Source organism: Paraglaciecola sp., from assembly GCF_039943935.1.
Lineage (GTDB): Bacteria > Pseudomonadota > Gammaproteobacteria > Enterobacterales > Alteromonadaceae > Paraglaciecola.
On record NZ_JBDUZQ010000019.1, the window covers coordinates 68,992 to 88,223 of the forward strand.

15 protein-coding genes and 2 pseudogenes are annotated in these 19,232 nt (G+C 39.6%); 8 read left to right on the plus strand and 9 right to left on the minus strand.

What is annotated here, in order from left to right; translation table 11 throughout:
- Nucleotides 1–11 precede the first annotated feature (11 nt).
- The 3 genes from ctaD to lexA form a co-directional block, all read right to left on the minus strand.
- The gene (gene ctaD / locus ABJD71_RS10360) at nucleotides 12–1,604 is read right to left on the minus strand and encodes a cytochrome c oxidase subunit I (RefSeq protein ID WP_348168456.1); all 1,593 of its coding nucleotides are present in this window, start codon (nucleotides 1,602–1,604) and stop codon (nucleotides 12–14) included.
- Nucleotides 1,605–1,615: 11 nt separating this feature from the next.
- On the minus strand, nucleotides 1,616–2,725 hold the full coding sequence (gene coxB, locus ABJD71_RS10365; RefSeq protein ID WP_348168515.1) for a cytochrome c oxidase subunit II: 1,110 nt from the start codon (nucleotides 2,723–2,725) through the stop codon (nucleotides 1,616–1,618).
- Nucleotides 2,726–3,095: 370 nt separating this feature from the next.
- Nucleotides 3,096–3,719 (minus strand): transcriptional repressor LexA, encoded by a 624-nt coding sequence (gene lexA, locus ABJD71_RS10370; RefSeq protein WP_348168459.1) that lies wholly within the window; start codon nucleotides 3,717–3,719, stop codon nucleotides 3,096–3,098.
- Nucleotides 3,720–3,905: 186 nt separating this feature from the next.
- On the opposite strand from lexA, the gene ABJD71_RS10375 reads away from it, so the two are divergent.
- Nucleotides 3,906–4,238, plus strand: coding sequence for a phosphotyrosine protein phosphatase (locus ABJD71_RS10375; protein ID WP_348168462.1), 333 nt, complete (start codon nucleotides 3,906–3,908; stop codon nucleotides 4,236–4,238).
- A gap of 443 nt (nucleotides 4,239–4,681) precedes the next feature.
- Nucleotides 4,682–8,278 (plus strand): hypothetical protein, encoded by a 3,597-nt coding sequence (locus tag ABJD71_RS10380; protein ID WP_348168465.1) that lies wholly within the window; start codon nucleotides 4,682–4,684, stop codon nucleotides 8,276–8,278.
- Between the two features lie 112 nt (nucleotides 8,279–8,390).
- Here ABJD71_RS10380 and ABJD71_RS10385 read toward each other — a convergent pair whose 3' ends face one another.
- Nucleotides 8,391–9,101, minus strand: a complete 711-nt coding sequence (locus tag ABJD71_RS10385; protein WP_348168468.1) for a hypothetical protein — start codon at nucleotides 9,099–9,101, stop codon at nucleotides 8,391–8,393.
- The gene (locus ABJD71_RS10390) at nucleotides 9,094–9,429 is read right to left on the minus strand and encodes a PadR family transcriptional regulator (RefSeq protein WP_348168471.1); all 336 of its coding nucleotides are present in this window, start codon (nucleotides 9,427–9,429) and stop codon (nucleotides 9,094–9,096) included. Before ABJD71_RS10390 ends, ABJD71_RS10385 begins: the two co-directional genes overlap by 8 nt.
- A gap of 258 nt (nucleotides 9,430–9,687) precedes the next feature.
- Between ABJD71_RS10390 and plsB the strand changes: the two genes are divergently transcribed.
- The 5 genes from plsB (at nucleotide 9,688) to ABJD71_RS10415 (ending at nucleotide 17,252) form a co-directional block, all read left to right on the plus strand.
- Nucleotides 9,688–12,120, plus strand: coding sequence for a glycerol-3-phosphate 1-O-acyltransferase PlsB (gene plsB / locus ABJD71_RS10395; protein ID WP_348168474.1), 2,433 nt, complete (start codon nucleotides 9,688–9,690; stop codon nucleotides 12,118–12,120).
- Nucleotides 12,121–12,241: 121 nt separating this feature from the next.
- Nucleotides 12,242–13,261, plus strand: coding sequence for a patatin-like phospholipase family protein (locus ABJD71_RS10400; RefSeq protein ID WP_348168477.1), 1,020 nt, complete (start codon nucleotides 12,242–12,244; stop codon nucleotides 13,259–13,261).
- A 344-nt stretch (nucleotides 13,262–13,605) separates the two neighbouring features.
- Nucleotides 13,606–14,613, plus strand: coding sequence for a hypothetical protein (locus ABJD71_RS10405; protein ID WP_348168480.1), 1,008 nt, complete (start codon nucleotides 13,606–13,608; stop codon nucleotides 14,611–14,613).
- On the plus strand, nucleotides 14,613–15,239 hold the full coding sequence (locus tag ABJD71_RS10410; protein WP_348168483.1) for a hypothetical protein: 627 nt from the start codon (nucleotides 14,613–14,615) through the stop codon (nucleotides 15,237–15,239). The genes ABJD71_RS10405 and ABJD71_RS10410 overlap by 1 nt, the downstream gene beginning before the upstream one ends.
- A gap of 12 nt (nucleotides 15,240–15,251) precedes the next feature.
- Complete coding sequence (locus ABJD71_RS10415; protein WP_348168486.1) at nucleotides 15,252–17,252, plus strand: EAL domain-containing protein; 2,001 nt, start codon at nucleotides 15,252–15,254, stop codon at nucleotides 17,250–17,252.
- Nucleotides 17,253–17,307: 55 nt separating this feature from the next.
- Here ABJD71_RS10415 and ABJD71_RS10420 read toward each other — a convergent pair.
- Nucleotides 17,308–17,466 (minus strand): annotated as a pseudogene (locus ABJD71_RS10420) (Type I secretion system protein TolC); the annotation flags it as partial.
- A gap of 79 nt (nucleotides 17,467–17,545) precedes the next feature.
- Between ABJD71_RS10420 and ABJD71_RS10425 the strand changes: the two are divergent.
- A pseudogene (locus tag ABJD71_RS10425) lies at nucleotides 17,546–17,848 on the plus strand (transposase); the annotation flags it as partial.
- 39 nt (nucleotides 17,849–17,887) lie between these two features.
- Here ABJD71_RS10425 and ABJD71_RS10430 read toward each other — a convergent pair.
- From ABJD71_RS10430 to ABJD71_RS10440, 3 genes are all read right to left on the minus strand, one after another.
- Complete coding sequence (locus ABJD71_RS10430) at nucleotides 17,888–18,295, minus strand: hypothetical protein (RefSeq protein WP_348168489.1); 408 nt, start codon at nucleotides 18,293–18,295, stop codon at nucleotides 17,888–17,890.
- A 99-nt stretch (nucleotides 18,296–18,394) separates the two neighbouring features.
- Nucleotides 18,395–18,835, minus strand: coding sequence for a hypothetical protein (locus ABJD71_RS10435; protein WP_348168492.1), 441 nt, complete (start codon nucleotides 18,833–18,835; stop codon nucleotides 18,395–18,397).
- A 73-nt stretch (nucleotides 18,836–18,908) separates the two neighbouring features.
- A partial coding sequence (locus ABJD71_RS10440; protein ID WP_348168495.1) for a hypothetical protein occupies nucleotides 18,909–19,232 on the minus strand: 324 nt, incomplete at its 5' end.

The following is a 19,232-nucleotide window of genomic DNA, read 5'->3' on the forward strand; positions in this document are numbered from 1 at the left end:
CCCTAATGTTATTACTTCACTTTCGGGGGAGTTTCAAAGGTGTGATAAGGTGCCGGAGAGGGAATTTCCCACTCTAACCCTTCAGCGCCTTCCCATACTTGATCTGATACAGGCTCCCCTTTTTTCTTACAGGCTTTAATCAATAAGGCTAAGAAGATCAGCTGTGATAAACCAAAAGCGAAGCCTCCGATACTTATCCATTTATTAAAATCAGCAAACTGTAAGGCGTAGTCAGGAATTCGCCTAGGCATACCAGCTAACCCCACAAAATGCATAGGAAAAAACAATACATTGACTGAAATAAGCGAACACCAGAAATGCCATTTGGCTAACCCTATATCAAACATTTTACCGGTCCACTTCGGCAGCCAATAATAAACCGCCGCCATAATCGAGAAAATCGCACCAGTAACTAGTACGTAATGAAAATGAGCCACCACAAAATAGGTATCATGATATTGAAAATCCACGGGGGTAATGGCCAGCATCAACCCAGACAAACCACCAATTGTGAATAACACAATAAACGCCAAGGCAAATAACATAGGCACTTCAAATGTCATTGAACCTCGCCACATAGTGGCAACCCAGTTGAAAACTTTCACCCCTGTTGGTACTGATATCAACATAGTGGCAAACATAAAGAACAACTCAGCGGCCACCGGCATACCGGTTGTGAACATATGATGAGCCCAAACGATGAACGACAACAATGCAATAGAGGCAGTGGCATAGACCATAGAGGCATAGCCAAATAATCGTTTACGAGCAAAAGTGGGAATGATTTGCGAAATAATGCCAAAGGCAGGCAATATCATTATGTACACTTCAGGGTGTCCAAAAAACCAGAAGATATGCTGGAACATCACAGGGTCACCCCCACCAGCGGCATCAAAGAAGCTGGTACCGAAAAACTTGTCTGTAAGTACCATAGTCACAGCACCTGCTAAAACCGGCATTACCGCTATGAGCAAAAAGGCTGTAATCAACCAAGTCCAAACAAACAAAGGCATTTTCATCCAGGTCATACCTGGCGCACGCATATTCCAAATTGTAACTATTACATTAATAGCACCCATAATCGACGATGCGCCCATTATATGAACCGCAAACACGAATAAAGCGGTACCATCACTACTATATGTCGTAGAAAGTGGTGCATAAAATGTCCAACCAAATGCAGGTCCGCCACCTTCCATAAATAATGAAGACAGCAAAATTGCAAAGGCAAAAGGTAAAATCCAAAAACTCCAGTTATTCATTCTAGGTAATGCCATATCTGGCGCACCTATCATCATGGGAATCAACCAATTAGCTAAACCGGTAAAAGCTGGCATAACCGCACCAAACACCATGATCAGGCCATGTACAGTCGTCATCTGATTAAAAAAGTTTGGCTCAACAATTTGTAAACCGGGTTGAAATAATTCAGCACGGATCACCATAGCCATAGCGCCACCGGTTAAAAACATAATAAACGCAAACCACAGATACAAAGTGCCTATATCTTTGTGATTGGTGGTGTATAACCAGCGCTTTATACCTGTTGGAATATGATGATCATGGTGATCATCATGATGAGTGTCATTAGTTTTTGCATTCATGGTCACCTCTCCTATTGTCCGTTCATTGCAGCGTTAATATCTTTGGCTTGCACCAAATCATCCGTATTGTTACCCCAAGCATTACGCTCGTAGGTGATAACAGCGGCCAGCTCAGACATGGTTAATTGCTTTGCGTAAGCTTGCATGGCGGTCCCAGATACGCCATTGAGAACAATACTGATATGTTTAGGTAGGTCGGCTATAGCAATTTGACTGCCTTTTAAAGCAGGAAATACGCCCTGTAACCCCTCACCATTTGGCATGTGACAGGCCGCGCAGTTAGCGTTATATACTTTTTCACCCAAGGACATAGACTCGGCCATAGTCATATTCATGGCCAATAATCTTTGCTCTTCTTGTTTTGCTTTTAACTGAATGTTTTCTTGCTCTGTTATCCAGTTTTTATACTCGGTTGGTTCTTTTGCAATCACAACAATGGGCATAAAGCCGTGATCTTTCCCGCATAACTCAGCGCACTGACCACGGTAAATACCGGGGTCATTAACTAACGCCCAAGCATCATTAATAAAACCGGGGTTAGCGTCTTGTTTAACAGCAAAGTCAGGAACCCACCAAGCGTGAATAACATCATCAGAGGTAATTAAAAAACGAACCTTTTCACCAGTTGGGATGACTAAAGGCCTATCAACCTCAAGCAGATAATTTTCTCCTTTAGCAAACTTTCCTGATATTTGTTCCGCTTGGGTAGCCATTTTAGAATAATATTCAACATCATTATCCATATACTTGTAATGCCATTTCCACTGGGAGCCGGTTACCAATACCGTCACACCAGGTTCACTCGCATCTTCCATGTCTATTAATAACTTCATGGCAGGCACTGCCATCGCAATTAAGATGATAAAAGGGATAACTGTCCAGGCTATTTCAACCTTCACGCTTTCGTGAAAATTAGCGGGTATAGCCCCTCTGGACTTGCGGTGAAAGTACATTGATATGAACATGGCGATAAACACGCCAGCACCAATAACGATACATATAATGAACATCAACATATGCATGTCATAAACTTCAGCGCTTATATCAGTCACGCCTTTAGTCAAATTTAACTGATATTGCTCAATGTTCTCCGTGGCTTCTGCGAACACTGGAGTGCTCATTAATAAGGACAGCAATACTCCAGCCATGGGTAAAATTCTCTTCACTTTGACACCTCTCAAACAGGAAACGTATTTCTATTTATTCATTGCCAAAACATCATGAGCTAAAAATCACCCGGAACAATGGTAAATGAAAGGTTAATTTATTGTTACATATTGATACACTAATGTTAAGAATGGACCATTCAATAGGGTTTAGTCTAGCTTTTTTGTATAAAATACAAACTAATGGTTATTTTTTAACCAATTGAATGTTAAATGATTTTATTACGCTTAATTAAATCGAAGGATTATAGAATAGCTGATAATGAGATAGAGAAAGCGCAATCAGGACAACTGCGCTTTAATAAATGTTAAAATTAATTAAGTATTACATCCAATCGGCATTACGGATAACACCCACAGCAATGCCTTCTATGTTAAAAGGCTGATTCGCTAAATCCACTTTAATGGGAGCAAAATCATCATTTTCGGCATGCAATAATACTTCTCTGCCTTTTTTCTCTAGGCGTTTTACAGTGACATCTTCATCTACACGAGCCACAACAACCTGACCATTGTGGACATCAGTGGTTCGATGCACAGCAAGCAAGTCACCATCTAAAATACCTATGTCTTTCATACTCATGCCGTTGACTCTCAACAAAAAATCAGCACTAGGTTTAAACAAACTCGGATCAACCTGATAATGCCCCTCTACATGCTCTTGGGCCAAAATAGGTTCACCAGCAGCAACTTGTCCAATCAAAGGCAAACCAAGATCTTCAAGTTGATCTTCAATAGGCGTATTAAGCTTAATGCCTCGAGAAGTACCAGGTAAAATCTCGATTACCCCCTTGCGGGCCAGGGCTTTTAAATGCTCTTCAGCAGCATTGGCAGATTTAAAGCCTAAATTTCTCGCTATTTCGGCTCGGGTAGGGGGCATGCCCGTATCCACCATAGTATCTTTTATGAGTTGTAAAACTTCTTCTTGTCGTTTCGTTAATGGACGCATAACCAGCCTGTTTATCTATACAGTTAGTGTTAGTATATACAGTTATGAATAAACCTCAAATTTGTTTTACATTGAGTTCACCTGCTATTAATTACAACCTACACTCTCCCTCGGTATATTCCTCATTGGAAATCTATAAAGGTTATCCATGATTTAGTAAATGAAATGCCCATATAGGAACTCTAAATGCAAAATATATTGTTTATATGTAGTCGTAATCAATGGCGCAGCCCAACCGCTGAAAAGGTTTGGAAGAATCACCCAGAGTTAAACGTTAGGTCCGCAGGTACAAGCCCAAAAGCGAAAAGAACGGTAAGTGTCAAAGACATTCAATGGGCTGATATAATTTTTGTAATGGAAGAAAAACACAAAAGCAGACTCAAGGCGCAATTTACAAGGCTGTTAGACCATAAACCGACTCACGTATTCGATATCCCAGATGAGTATCAATATATGGATGAAGAGTTAGTAGAGATTGTTAAGCAAGCAGTGAGAGGTTATTTAGGTGAAGATATTTAAGGGGGTTAATCGGGGGGCAGGTGATGGTTAAAGTGAACTAAAGTGGATGATTAGTTATTGGCTGGCGGGGTAACATTACGCTTTGATAATTTTAAATATCTAGGATAAAAACTTCTACAATGTAATATAAAATCTATTACATACCTCTACAAACCTAATGGATCTTTCAACTTAAAATTTACTTTTAGGTATTCGTCAGCTTCTACCAAACAATATTTAAAACGGCTTTCACAAAGCCGTATCCGCTTGCTTGTATGTGTGTAATTAAAATATCAGCCGCCAAATGACCTAAAGTTTACTATGACCCCAGATATTAGAGACTAGATAACAGCCCCACCTTGGCACCCTCCTAAAACGTTGGTTTTTCTATGCTAAGCAAATAACTTTTGTTATTCTGCCGTTGCATTTATATAACAAAATCAAATATACAAGGAAGGATTATAATGGCAGCGACGTTACGCCAATCTGTTTCTCTTTTTTTTGCCCTGGCCTTAACTGCCTGTGGAGGCGGTGGCAGCTCTAGCAACATTCCGCCACAATCATCAGGGCCAACTACGCAACAAATTATTGACTCCCCTGAGTTATATACAGCAACAGAACTTGAAACAGCACTCAGAGAAAAAATACTTTCAAGCTATTCTGGGTTGACCTCTGAACCTGAGCTTACACCAGCCATCAGTCAGAAAGTGTTTGATGTATTATTTGGTGAGTTGGATTTGAACTTTTACGAAATAAATCCTTTCTTCATAGCCGAGTTAGATTACACCTCGAATCTTAGCGATACACATTCCTGCCTCTCGGGTGGAACGGTCACTATTTCAGCTGGAGTAGTTACAGAAGAGGAGTCGACCTATACAGTAAGTTACGATAACTGTGAATATTCTACTTGGCGAAATGTAGTAATTGATGGCGAAGCCACGACAAAAATATTCGAAATCTCTGAGTATAGTAGCGATCTGACCAATTACTTTGATGACATTCAAGTTTCCTATAATGGGAATCTTTACGAAGTTACCGGATTTTTCAAATTAATATCTGTCGACAATTCCGAATCAACAGGTGAGAGAACGTCCGTTTTTTCACATCAACTATTGATAACTGACTTATCAGATGACTCACAAATTATTAATTCAAATCAGTATAGCTTCGTAGGTGGCAATGATTATTACGAGGCAGAGCATATTGGAGAACTTTATTTATCTGAACATGGCGTTGTAGACGTCTCCCATACTTGGAGCTACGACTTTACTGAAGGTTATGATTATTTTGAGACGACAACCCTTAGCGCGTTAAATACAGTCAATATTGAAGAAAATGAGAGCGGATATGTCTTGTATCAAGTGGATAATGATGGAGACGGTAATTTCGACCAAGGTGCTTACTTAGGTTATGACTACGATTACTATGACATTAATTGGAGCGAGTTAACTCTAGATGAGCTTGACCAGTTATCTCTGCCGCCAGATATTGGTTACAGTCCTTCTTTTGTTGATTTTGGTTACACCACACTTGATACAATTGAAATATACCAAGGCAGCTATAGTGATCCCGACACTGACTATGATGACCTCATAGTTACTTATCAATGGTTTATCAATGGTCAGCTAGTCGAAGGGGTGACAGGTACATCATTGCCCGCGGAGCTGGCCGTTTATGACGACAAAATTAGTGTAACTATGCTGGTATCTGACGGCATAAATCAGGTTGCTAGCTCTAGTATATCGGTTGTCATATTAGACTCACCTGCTCAGTTATCGACTGAAAATGTTCCTACAAATACAACGGCTGGTGAGCTGGTCGAATTCAATGTAACTATTGAAGACGCTGACCTAGGCGATGACGAAGAGCAAATTCCTATCATGACATCTGCGCCTGCTGGCGCAAGTATCGACGCTGATGGTTTAGTGACTTGGGATACCGCCAATCATGAGTTTTTGTTACCTGAACAGATGTTTATCTTTACCTTTGCCAGTCAAGACGATACCCAAGAGCAACTTTCTGTAGATATTAACGTCACGTCAAATGCCAGAATGCCGCTAGCCAGATCAGGTATTGAAGTCCCTACGTCCAATTACTCAATGTGGGTCGGAGATTTCGATAACGATGGTTTAAATGAAGTGGCATCTACCGATTCAAACCAGCGCGTATTTTTGCTTGAAGAAAATAATGGTAGTTACGAGCAATCATGGATGTATCCATTCGCCATGCCAACACTAGGTAGCATAATGCAAATTATTGGGTTAAATATTGATAATGACGCTCAACAAGAAATTTTGGTTGCTACCGAACAAGGCATAAGTGTAATTGATGGGCTCGATGGCATTGCCTCTGAGCTACTTACCGAAACTAACTACATAAAGAGTATTGCCGCAGCAGACAGTGACCAAGATGGAAATATTGAAATAGCCTACCTGTCTTCGACAAGTGAGTACTCTTCTTCTGATTACTCACTAAAAGTGTTTGATACAGCGACCGGTGAAATAACTGAAATCAATAGTTCAGTGGGTGATGCCATCGAAATAATATTTGCCAATGTGGACGCCGACTCGTCTCTCGAATTAATCACCAATAACGGGCTGGTATATGACGGCAGTGACTGGAGTAATCAGTGGTTTAGTGGTACTACATTTGGATCGTCTTTGGTCGCGGCAGGCGATCTTGATGGTGATAATATTGATGAAATTATTGGTGCGGATAACTGGGGGGACATTAAGGTTTATTCTGCAGTGACCAAAGCTCAACTCACTAGCATGGATAATTTCAACACATGCTCCCTCAATACTGCTGATTCAAATAACGATGGCGTTGATGAAATTTTAGTCGGTGATTGCCAATGGGGAAATATCACCGGTTATAACCTAGTTGATAGCGCGCTAGAAGAAGCATGGCAAGTAGACATGCAAGACCATGGTTCTAAGTCTGTAATGATGGGAGACTCTGACAATGATGGTCAGTTAGAGCTGCATTGGGGGACAGGACAAAGCCATAGCGGTGAAAACTCATTTGTTGTAGCTGACTATGATAGCGACGAAATGATAGTAAAAGAGAGCAGTGTCAGCCCGCAACTAGATAGTTTCTCTACTCTTGGCTGGAGCAACGATAACGACACCGTTGAAGGTGTGTTTTTTGTGCCTTCTTCTGGCAGTAGCTATGATGGCAGTGTCATTGCCACTCTGTCCCCAGAAGGCAGTGTCACCATAACAGATGAAATTTCCTCCAACTGGGACAACAGCTACCACGGTGACATTGCCGACTTTAACAAGGACGGAATGGATGATGTGTTCATTCCAACGTCTGAAACATATAATGGTTCTTTTGGTGTATATCAGCTCTCAGACCTATCACTACATTGGGGGATAGATGGTGACTACTATGACGACATAGGTGTGATTCAAGCCTATGACATCAACAATGATCAATATGAAGATGCCGTATACGTCAATGGCAACACATTACAGTCTGTAGACGTACAAAATCAGTTGCTCATTGCCAACTACAGCTTCGACTATGGGATAACTGATTTTGCGATTACTCAAATTGGCAACGAGTATTTTGTCGCAGTTTCTACGAACAATAACCTGCATTTGCTTCAACTAAATGGCTCGACCTTTTCAGAAGTCGCCTATATTGAACAAGAATGTGGCAGAGTTGAATTTGCAAACCTGGATCAAGAAAACACACAGGAGTTGATATGTCTGGACGACAACAGTCTTATTAGTTTTGCAGTAGGCACCGATAGCTTACAAGAAGGTAATCGTAGGGACTATAGCAACGAGTTAAAGGACTTTGTGGTAAATACATCCAGCAGTTCTGAGCAGTCTATTTTTGTGCTAATGAGCCAAGACTCATACAGTTCTTATTGCTACTACGATTGCCAATATGTGCTAACAGAATTGGATGCAAACTTTAACTTGTTGTGGAAAGGAACACCGATTATCGGAACCCCCACCCACAGAGGGATGAGGTACTCTTACTCAGAAGAACATGGGGCTCAACTACTGCTTTCAACCTCAAGCACTATGTACTGGATTAACCCCTAATCAAGAAACCACGGCGTCGCTAACGAGCATAAAGTTATTGACGCCAGCTTCGATTAGAAAGCCCTTGCCTGTCTCCAGCATAAGAATTAACTACGTTGAACTGCCCAATTATTTAAGTACTGCAATTCGCAAACCCCTTAAACAAAAAACCAACAGACATAGGTAAAGTGAAAAAAGGTGCCAGCATCATAAAGGCTAAAATCGGCCCCACTATTCGAGGCGGTAATTCGAACAGGCTGATCACCCCATATCCAAACAGATAAGGCACTAATATGTAAGCCATGCTAAAAGCACTGAATATCCAAACTGATGGCTTTATTTTTTTCAAGAACAAGTAGGCTGATACCGCGTACACCATAGCCCAGAGTATAGATTGAACATGAATAAACATCATAACATCAAGGTGAGACACACCACTTTCGTTCCATGCAATCTCCCAGTATTCGGTATTAAACAATATAAAATGTACCTCACCCGCCATCAAAAGCTGCCACAAATGCTCTGAAGGCATATGCATGTTTGAAAGCCAACCTACGAATAAGGCAATAGTTGGCAACGCCAGAACACATAAAATAATGCTCAATGCTTTTACAAAACCTGTTGTTCTAATCATCGCTTTTTGCCCGTCCCAAATTGCCAGTGTTGTTTGTCTTAGCAGCCAGTAGCTTGCCTCTTGATTGGCCTCTTGGCGCTCTGTGTATTCTTCTTCCATATCGCCAATCAGCTCGTCACGATAGGCAGGGTTTGCTAATCGAGACAATAACCAAGTCGCTAACTTGGGCATGAACGCGTGCTGCTTTTGAGATGAATGAATATTAAGCATGCTCACCCCCTACGTTAAGTACAATGTCTTGCCACATGATTTCCATGGCTTGCTTAGCGTGTTTAAGTGCAGCTTTACCTTCAGCTGTTACCGAAAAAAAGCGCTTAGGTCGACCGCCACGTTGCGCGGTGGCCTCTCCAAGTTTAGAGACGACTAAACCTTTTTTCTCCATTCGCTCTAGTGTTGAGTACAACGCACCTAAGACAACATCTCTGTTTATTTCGCGCTGTAAAAGCTGACGAATAGCCGCACCATATGCATTAGTTTCTAAGCGCAATAATGCGAGTAAAACCACTTGTTCAAATTCACCTAACATTTTCTGATTCATCACACCCTCCTAATATTTCCTACAATGTAGTTTTTAAAGATGAGCATTGCAAAACTAATAACTACATTGTAGTAATTTTAATGCATACAAAGGTATATCAAACAATACAAACAAAAATAGAACGCGATAGACACGGCTCACTTAAGATAAAGTGGCACCACTCATTTTTTTGCAGTGTATTGTAATCAGAAAAAGCCAACCACTTACGCTCTGTGATATCCTTTGGCGGTCCTAAAATTTATTAGTTGAGAAGAAAAAATGTGGCTGCATAAATTGTTATCTGCAGTGATAGCGGTTCCTGTTAAATGGCTAGTAAAAGCCAACAGTACACCAACAGATATCGAAGGTGAGCTTGGCATAAATAAGTCCAAAACCATTGTTTATTTATTGCGTACACACTCGATTACCGATCAGTTAGCGTTGAAAATGTCAGCTAAAAACCTTGGCTTACCGAATCCGATTGATGCAACACAAATTGCAGGTCAGATTCACCCTTCTTGCTTATTCCTTCAAAAACCTCGTTCGGTATTGAGCCGCAAAAAAAGCAGTACTGATATTCTTGAAGACGCCACAGAATTATTTAGATTACACAGAGAAAATCCCGAGTTAGACATTCAAATAGTACCCGTTTCTATTCTTTGGGGTCGCGCGCCCGACAAAACTCTATCCAGTTGGTCTGACATTATAGCCAATCAAGTATCACCTAGTTGGCTAAGAAAATTCTTTATTGTGTTGTTTTTGGGTAGAGACAACTTTGTTTGTTATAGCAAGGCCGTTTCTTCTAGAGCCATGGCGCAACTTAAAGGTGATGATGAAGTTATTGCTCATAAGCTAATTAGGGTAGCGGGCACTCACTTTCATCGTCGCCAGCAAACATTAACTGGCCCAAACATTTTACAAAAGCATGAACTCTACAACGGGGTTTTAGGCTCTGATACTGTAAAAAAAGCAATCGTTGAGCGCGCGCGAACAAAAAGTATAAGCCATCAAAAAGCTAAACAAGAAGCGAAAAAATATGTGGATGAAATTGCCGCAGACTACCGACCAGGGCTAATACGCCTTAGTGAAAAGCTGCTCACCAGAATATGGAACAAAATCTATAACGGTATTGAAGTGCGCCATGCCGAAAAGGTCAGACACTTAGCTCAAAATGGCCACGAAATCATTTACGTGCCATGTCACCGTAGCCACATGGATTATCTATTACTAACCTATGTAATTTATCACCAAGGATTAGTAACCCCTCATATAGCTGCAGGTATTAATCTTAATTTCCCACCAGTGGGCGGTTTTTTACGTAAAGCAGGAGCATTCTATCTACGCCGCAGCTTTGCAGGTAATAAAGTATATACGGCTGTGTTTCGTGAATACCTTGAATTACTTTTCAAAAAAGGCAATTCAGTTAAATACTTCCCAGAAGGTGGCCGCAGCAGAACAGGGCGTTTACTGCCTCCTAAAACTGGGATGTTGGCTATGACCATGCAAGCGTTGGCAAAAGGTATCAACCGTCCAGTAAGTATAGTGCCGGTATATATCGGTTACGAACATGTAATGGAGGTATCAAGTTACGTTAAAGAACTAAATGGTAAAAGTAAGCAAAAAGAGTCATTCTTCCAAGTATTTTCGGCCATCAAAAAGCTTAAAAATTACGGCACTGGCTTTTTAAACTTTGGAGAGCCAATTAATCTGACTAATTTTTTAGACCAGCAAGCCCCAGATTGGCGAGATGAGCAACAAGCTAACACCGATAAAAAACCTCAATGGTTAACCCCTGTGGTCAATAACCTTGCTACCGAGATAATGGGGCGAATAAATCAAGCAGCCGCAGTAAACGGTATGGCCTTATGTTCTTTATGTTTGTTGTCATCTAATAAACATGCCATGGCAAGATCAGAGTTAGAAACCGCCATAGATCATTTCATGACCTTACTCAAAGGCTCACCTTTTAGTGAGCTAGTCACTATTCCTGAATGCACAGGAGCAGAACTCCTCGAAAGTACCTTAAAGCTAAATAAACTAAACATTACCAAAGATAGTTTTGGTGAAATCATATCGTTAAAAGAAAGCACTGCCGTTGCCCAAACCTACTACAGAAACAACATCTTGCACTTGTTTGCGCTGCCTGGACTGATATCGGCAATTGTTTTTGCTCATAATAATATGAGCAAAGCACAAATAGTCGATCTAGTCAGCAAGCTATACCCACTGCTTAAGCAAGAGCTTTTCATTTACATGGACCAACAACAAGCTCAAATCTATACCGAATCATTAATAGAACAAATGTTAAGTACGGGGTTATTAGTTAGTCATACTGAAAAAATTCAACATGCCTCACCATCAACTCACGCTTTTTATTCTGTGTATTTACTAAACCGCAGCATTCAAGAAACCCTGCAACGCTATGCACTAGTGTTAACCTTGTTATGCAAAAAAGAGCAAGTAAACCGTAAAGAATTAGAAAAACAAAGCGCTCAATTTGCAGCGCGTTTATCGGCTTTAAATGGAATTAACTCCCCCGAGTTTTTCGACAAAAAAGTACTCGCCACTTTTATCAACGCTTTAAAAGAAAACGGCTTAATAGAAGCAGATGAACAAGGGCAACTAAGCTATGCGGAGCAAAGCGACCAGTTAAAAAATGAAGTGATAGCGCTAATCGAACCAGAAATAGCCCAACGGTTACAGCAAATTTAAGACAAAGCTCAAGGATTGAGCATACGAAAAACAAACAATCTTTTTAGTCTTCTAATTTTTGACTATTATTATTGCTGTTAATCTTTATCAATCACCACCTAATTACTAAAAGGATTTCAGTATGTCTAAACTTATTTTATCACTCGATGGCGGCGGCATTCGCGGTGCCGCCACAACACAATTTTTAAGCTGTGTAGAAACCCAACTACAGGCCAAGTATCAAAAGTCGGTTCGTGACTGTGTCGACTTTTATGCAGGCACTAGTACCGGTAGCATCATAGCTTTGGCCTTAGCCACCACAGATATGTCTATGGACGATATCAATAATTTATATAACGTCACCAATGCCAAAAAGATATTTACCGACAACAAAGGCGTGTTCGAGCTAGATGGTATTAATGCCCCAAAATACGAAGCCAAAGGCAAAGCCTCGACCTTAAAAGATAAGCTAGGCGCAGCTAAATTAGGTGATGTACCTAACGGGAAACACGTACTTGCGGTCACCTATGGTGTAGAGAAACGCCGCCCCTTTGTGATTAAGTCAACAAAACCTGAGTACCAACAACTACTGTCTTACCAAGTGGCAGACTCATCGAGTGCTGCACCTACTTATTTCCCTACTAAAGGCTTATCACTACCGCCCGAAAACGAAGAAAACTGGCTAATTGATGGTGGAGTAGTAGCTAACAACCCAACCATGTGTGCTTATGCTGAAGCAAGCCGCTTGTGGCCAAGTTTCGACAAGCGCGTGTTAACCATAGGCACCGGTACGCACACTCGTAAAATTAATGGCCCTGATTCTCAAAAATGGGGTGCAGTACAGTGGATGCTGAAAGGCCAACTGATTGATTTATTATCTGACGAAAAAGTCGTGGCATACCAAGCTATCACCATTACCCAGCCCGGAAACTACATAAGAGTCAACGCCGAAATGCGCAATCAACCGGGGCTAACAACCGCGCCAGACGATGCCATGGACGACATAAGTAAAACCAATATTAAGCGCTTAAAATCTTTAGGAGACTTTTGGTTTTCTAGATACGGTGATGCGGTAGTTGAACTACTGAACAATAGTTATGAAGGGCCGTCTTTAGATAGAATTGATGCCGCAACCGGCGAACCGATTGTTTATACCCCTTAAACAGAAACTGGTATTTACATCCACGTAGGATGCAAAATTTATATCCTTACATCAGATTGTTAGATCGAGACACTAAATGTCTGTGGTAGAGCTATAAAATTTTCAATCTAAAAAACGGCGACTTATAGAAAAATCGTTTATCCCAATCGTCACGATACAATAAGCCATCCTTATGTATCGCAAGGGATAATTTAAAGTTCTGATATTTCAAATACACTGGTTTCATAAATTTATGACTGAATATTAGTAGTACAATAAATCTCTATATTTAATCAACCCTTTGTTTACTTATTGATTCAGCCAAAAGCTTCTTTAAATAAAATTAGAAAAAGACAAAACAATTAATGAACGCTATTTTTCTGCCAATTACACTATTTTTTGCTTTCGCAATACTTATCGCTCCAAGCATAGGATTAGCTCAGTCTCTAAACTCTCCACTTTTAGGAGATAATAGCCGCTGGTCTCTAGACACTTCAGCTAGAGTAAATCATGAAACTGAGACTAACAGTAACGCGTACACTTATGCTCTTGGATTAGATATTCACAAAGTTTTTAGTAGCAATAAAAGAGATATCGGAACCCTTACATTTCAACCCTATGTAGTAAAATTAAAAAATGTATCGGCTCCACCTTTTTTCTTTGACAATGGTGATGACACTCAACTCAATTGGCGAATTGCAAATTTTAATTACTCAGCACTTTCTCAAGGTAAACTGAATATTAAGATAGGGCACTTTCTAATACCTTTTGGTTTAGAATTAAATGAAGATACAAACGGAACCTTGCGACAATTCACATTTTCTGACAGAGGCATCAAAGCTGACTGGGGGGTGTCTATTAATGGAGTTTATTCTAAACTTGAATATGAAGTTGCTCTAACACAAGGGTCTGGGAACGAATTGCTTAACACTCATAATCCGTATATTTTTTCTGGGCGTTTAGGCACATCAAGCCATAAAAACTTAGTGGGCGGATTGTCTTTCTTTTATGGCGACGTTTTGACAGAAAACGGAGTGATAGAGCGGAAAAAAATTGGTGTTGATACATCGTTTTACTATTATCAGTGGCAATTTTTATTTGAATCATCGTTTGGGCAAACCGCAGGAAACGACACCATCAATAGTTTTATTGAAGCCTCATGGCTTGAATCAAGAGAACGATTCAAAAGTTACCTACAATTAGGTCATCAAAGCTTGGAAGTAGACCAAGGTAAGCAAAATACAACCTATTGGGCTATTGGACTAAGTTGGAACCACAACAATGCGTTAGAATTAAGTGCACAATATAAACGTTATACAGATACTCTAGGTGCAGAGCCCGATTTTAGTATGCAAGTGAGGTACAGATTATAATGCACATAAAATATTCATCTAAGTTCATAGCTTACTTTAAGATATCGAGTGTTTTGTTCCTCATAGTATCTTTCGGTTCTGAAGCGGCTTTTTGCTCGTTAAGAGATCCTGTATCTGCAATTCAAACCTTATACTCTGAAGACTATCAGTTTAAGTCTGTCGTCACCGATGTCACCGAAGCTGACAGAGCACAACTGAAAGAAGAATTACCTTTCACTATCCATCAAAGTGAAGTTAGTAAACATACCTTGTATGTACTCTTTACAAAAGATGAACTAGGCGGCTTTATGCAAGCTAGATCTGAATGGGCCAAATGGGGGTTGGTTGAAATTGCTTGGGCAATTAATGTAGATAGAACCCTTAAAGGCTTTTATTTTCAGCGCTGTAGAAGCCCTCAATGTAACGATGTTGTGGCTGAAAATATCAGCCAAGTGATTAAGGGCAAATCATTTGCAGAATTAAAAAGTCTACTAAGTGAGGATGGTGAGCAACTTTCTGAACTCGGCCGAGACTCTTTTTCTATGGCCCCAGATTTAGCTCTATTGACCTTGCGCTCAGCTTTAAAAACCCTGGCCATTACAGATATTAGCTGGGAAAAAGACATTCAAAACCTATCTCTACACTAATAGGACGAACAAATGCGTATAAGGAGTTATTTAGCATTATTAGTATTTGCGTGTTTGTTAGGGGCATACACAATGGAGCAAGTATTAGCGTACCGTTTCACTAGCGTCCAAATTCTTGCAGAAAAACACAACGAAAGCCTGTTATGGGCTAAAGATTTGCAACGTATAGAAAACACAGCTTCGCAGTACTTAATTTCGTCTGATTTAGTTATTGGCTCAGGTAACACTTACCTTATTTTTGGGGCCAAAAATATAGGAGACTCCCTAGCAAACGAATTAGCTATTATTGAAGCTAGCAATCAATTTCCCTCACTCAAACCTAAAATACAAGAAGCACAATCATCAGTTTCAAACATCAATAAAATACTAGATACGATTGCCGACATACCCTCAAATAAATTAGAGCAGAGTCTGAGTAAACTATTAATTGAATACGATCCAGTTAGTCTAAAGCTCTCTCGAAATATTCAGATTTTATCTAAAGAAACCAGTACGTTTATTCAACAAGAATCACTATTCTTAAGTGAACAAAAACAAGGGATGAAGCAAATAAGTTGGATAACAAGACTAGTGTTCTTTTTGCTAATCATTATTCTTTGGTGGTGGGCTAACTACCGTATATGCAAACCATTAAATGGCTTGGTCAAATCATCTAACGGGGTTTTGTCTGGTCATAGATTTGATGCTCCAGATAAAGCTCCAAAAGAGATAATAGAATTAAGTAACGACTTTAAACATTTAACTGAAAACCTATTCCACCAAGCATCTCATGATCCTTTAACAGAGCTAAAAAATAGACGTGCCTTCGAATTCAATCTAAACCGTATTATAGAAGACCGTGAATATTGTTATTTTCTATGTTTTGTCGATTTAGATTATTTTAAGACCATAAATGACACGTGTGGGCACGCAGCAGGCGATGACATTTTAATTAAGGTAGCCAGCATTCTAAATAACAGTGTCAGTCAAAAAGATATTGCTGCCCGTTTAGGCGGTGATGAGTTCGCAATTTTGATTAAAGACTCCTCAATTAACAATGCTCTAGAAACGGCGCACAAAATTAGAGAAGGTATACATAGCCTAACGTACCATCATGATGGAGATACACTGCATTTGAGTGCCAGCATAGGAATAGCACAAAAGCAAAATAACACCACTACCACTGAGCTGTTACATTCGGCTGATGTAGCATGTTCTTTAGCCAAAAGTGAAGGACGAAATACCGTTCATGTATACGATAAATCTGATGAAAAAGGCACAATTGAGCAGATTGATATACTGCCCATACATCAAGTAAATAATGCACTAGATAACAACCACTTTGTATTATACAAACAAGATATTATCGCCCTGCAAAGTGACAGCACAGGGCAATATTTTGAAATTTTATTACGCATGAAAAGTACTGATGGCAAAATAATCAGCCCAGCAAAATTTTTCCCAACAATTGAACGCTATCGCCTTTCTAGCAGAGTAGATATCTGGGTAATTAACGCAGTTTTCCAACACTTTTTTACCCACCAAGAACACTTACAAAATGTTTATAAGGTTTCTATTAACATTTCTGGACACTCAATGAATGATGGTGAGTTAGAAAGGTTTTTAGTAGATAAAATTGAGAATGGGCATATTCCCCCTGAAAAATTAAACTTCGAAATTACAGAAACTGTAGCCATTACCAATATGAAACACGCTCGATCATTTATTGATAAAGTTAATTCTTTAGGGTGTAGTTTTGCACTAAATGATTTTGGAAGTGGGCATTCTTCGTTTACCAATCTTAAAGAACTCCCAACCCAAACATTAAAAATTAATGGCTCAATAATCTCCAATATGATGGATAACTCCCTAGATTACATTGCTGTTAAATCTATTTGTGATTTAGCTAAGGCAGCTAATCAGGACGTAATTGCAAAGTATGTAGAAGATGAAGCAACAAAAGATGCCCTGCAACAGCTAGGAGTCAACTATGCACAAGGTTATTATTTTTCTAAACCAACAGAGCTAAGGTGACACTTAAGTATTCATTAGTGGGAAGCTTTTCTAACAAGGGTGATTACGACAGTTACCTATCTTCTACCCAACTCCATCTGTGCTCATAGCTTTGTCCCGTCACTTTACCTTCATCACATAAAACAGAACCGCGAACACAACGTGAAACACAATGGTAAGAGGGAGTATCTACAAGACTAATTTGGCTTTGCGGGACTGAGGCATAACACACCATCCTTAGTTGTTTGAGTACCTCAAGGCTTAGAACAAAACTGTGATTAAGCTAACTTTAAAAACGGGTGTCTTGATTATGTTTAGGATATATGACCAACAAACAAGCCTCTGCGCTAGTCGGCGTAACCCCCATAAATCGAGAAAGTGGACGCTATAAGGGACTAAGAAAAATCCAAGGAGGTAGGCATCAAGTCAGAACCGTTTTATACATGGCTATGATGTCTGCGATACAAAGTAATCCAGTATTTAAAGACACATATCAACGATTAGTCGCCGCAGGAAAACCTAAAAAAGTAGCCATTATCGCCTGCATTAGAAAGATGGTGGTGATACTAAATTCGATGCTAAGAGATGGGGTAATGTGGGAAGCGCCAAAATCTTAAATTTAGCTATTGACGCCATAGTCTCTTGTTATGCGTAAACTATATGCAGTCATAAGATGCGTGCGACTCAACCCACACACCTTGCTTGCGATTTTTCCATGCTACATTTTCTGGTGTAAAACTACAAAGCTCAATATGTACAACGCCAGAGTGAACCCAATAAGCTCCTTGGTGCCGCAACTCTAATACTACGACATTGCCACTAACATCATTAAAATTGATAGGTTTATCTAGAATAACCACCATCGCTTTTTGCGAGTTTTGCCCAGAAATGAATTTACTCACTGTACCTAAGTGATGATCAACTCCATTCAACCGCTTTGGTTGAAAATCATAGCCGCCACTTAATTTGATTTTTGTACCTATTTGAATTTTATTCTTAAATCTATTAAGAAAACTAATCAATTTTGATTTTAACTTAGCTAGATATAAATCCCTTTGACGCATAGATATAACCTGAAGTCTGATTTTTACGCATAACGCTTAACATATGGGGATTTTAGGAGCGCTTTTTCAGCGAGTAAAATTCCCACCATAATGCATTTGTTAGGTTTCAATATACTCGCAACTTGTTTGAAATGTGAACTCTTCATTTTCGCCTACCCCCTCGTTTTCAAACTCAATTAATATGGAGCCAGAAACATCAAAATTACCGTCTATATTTTTGACAATATTTAATTTTTTAACATCACACCAATTATGAGAACAACCAATATAAACAGAACCTTCAGCATCTGAATAATTTGAATGGCTCAAATTTAAGCCATCCAATTCTGAAGGTTCAGATAAACCCAAATTATACCAATCTAAAACTATTTCAGTTTGAACAGGTTGTTCTTCATAATCTAACCCTGAATCGAACTCTTTAAGAGGAAGAGTTATTCTGTGAAAAAGCGTATTCGCTAATCCTATGTTTTCATTTTCAAACCAATATGATTTGATAACTCCTTTTTCTACCTGAGTTTTATTCTGTAATTTGATTTTCACCAGAATGCCCTTTGAAACCTAACGCTTCGAATATGACGCGCGCGCTGTTTGCGCGTCGACTATTATTTTTTTGTTAGTTGCGAGTTTTTGCAAAACTGGCTTGCCGTATTTTATAACTGAAGAATACTGTCGAGCCACTAAAGAAAATTAAACTCACCAGAAAAATCATATCAATTGAAGTAATCGATGACTTTAAACCCACCGAGATCGCAACTAGTAAACTGATCAAAAATAAAATTATTGCGATAGAAAAAAACGGGTAGATGTTCAATAACAAAGCAACTAGGATTAGAGCCGCAGGTGCAAAACTGATGAGTTGATTAAATTCACCAGTACCCGAAAAATAAATTCCTGAAAACGCAACTGCGAGGGCTGAATTTCCAAGTGCTTTGCCATT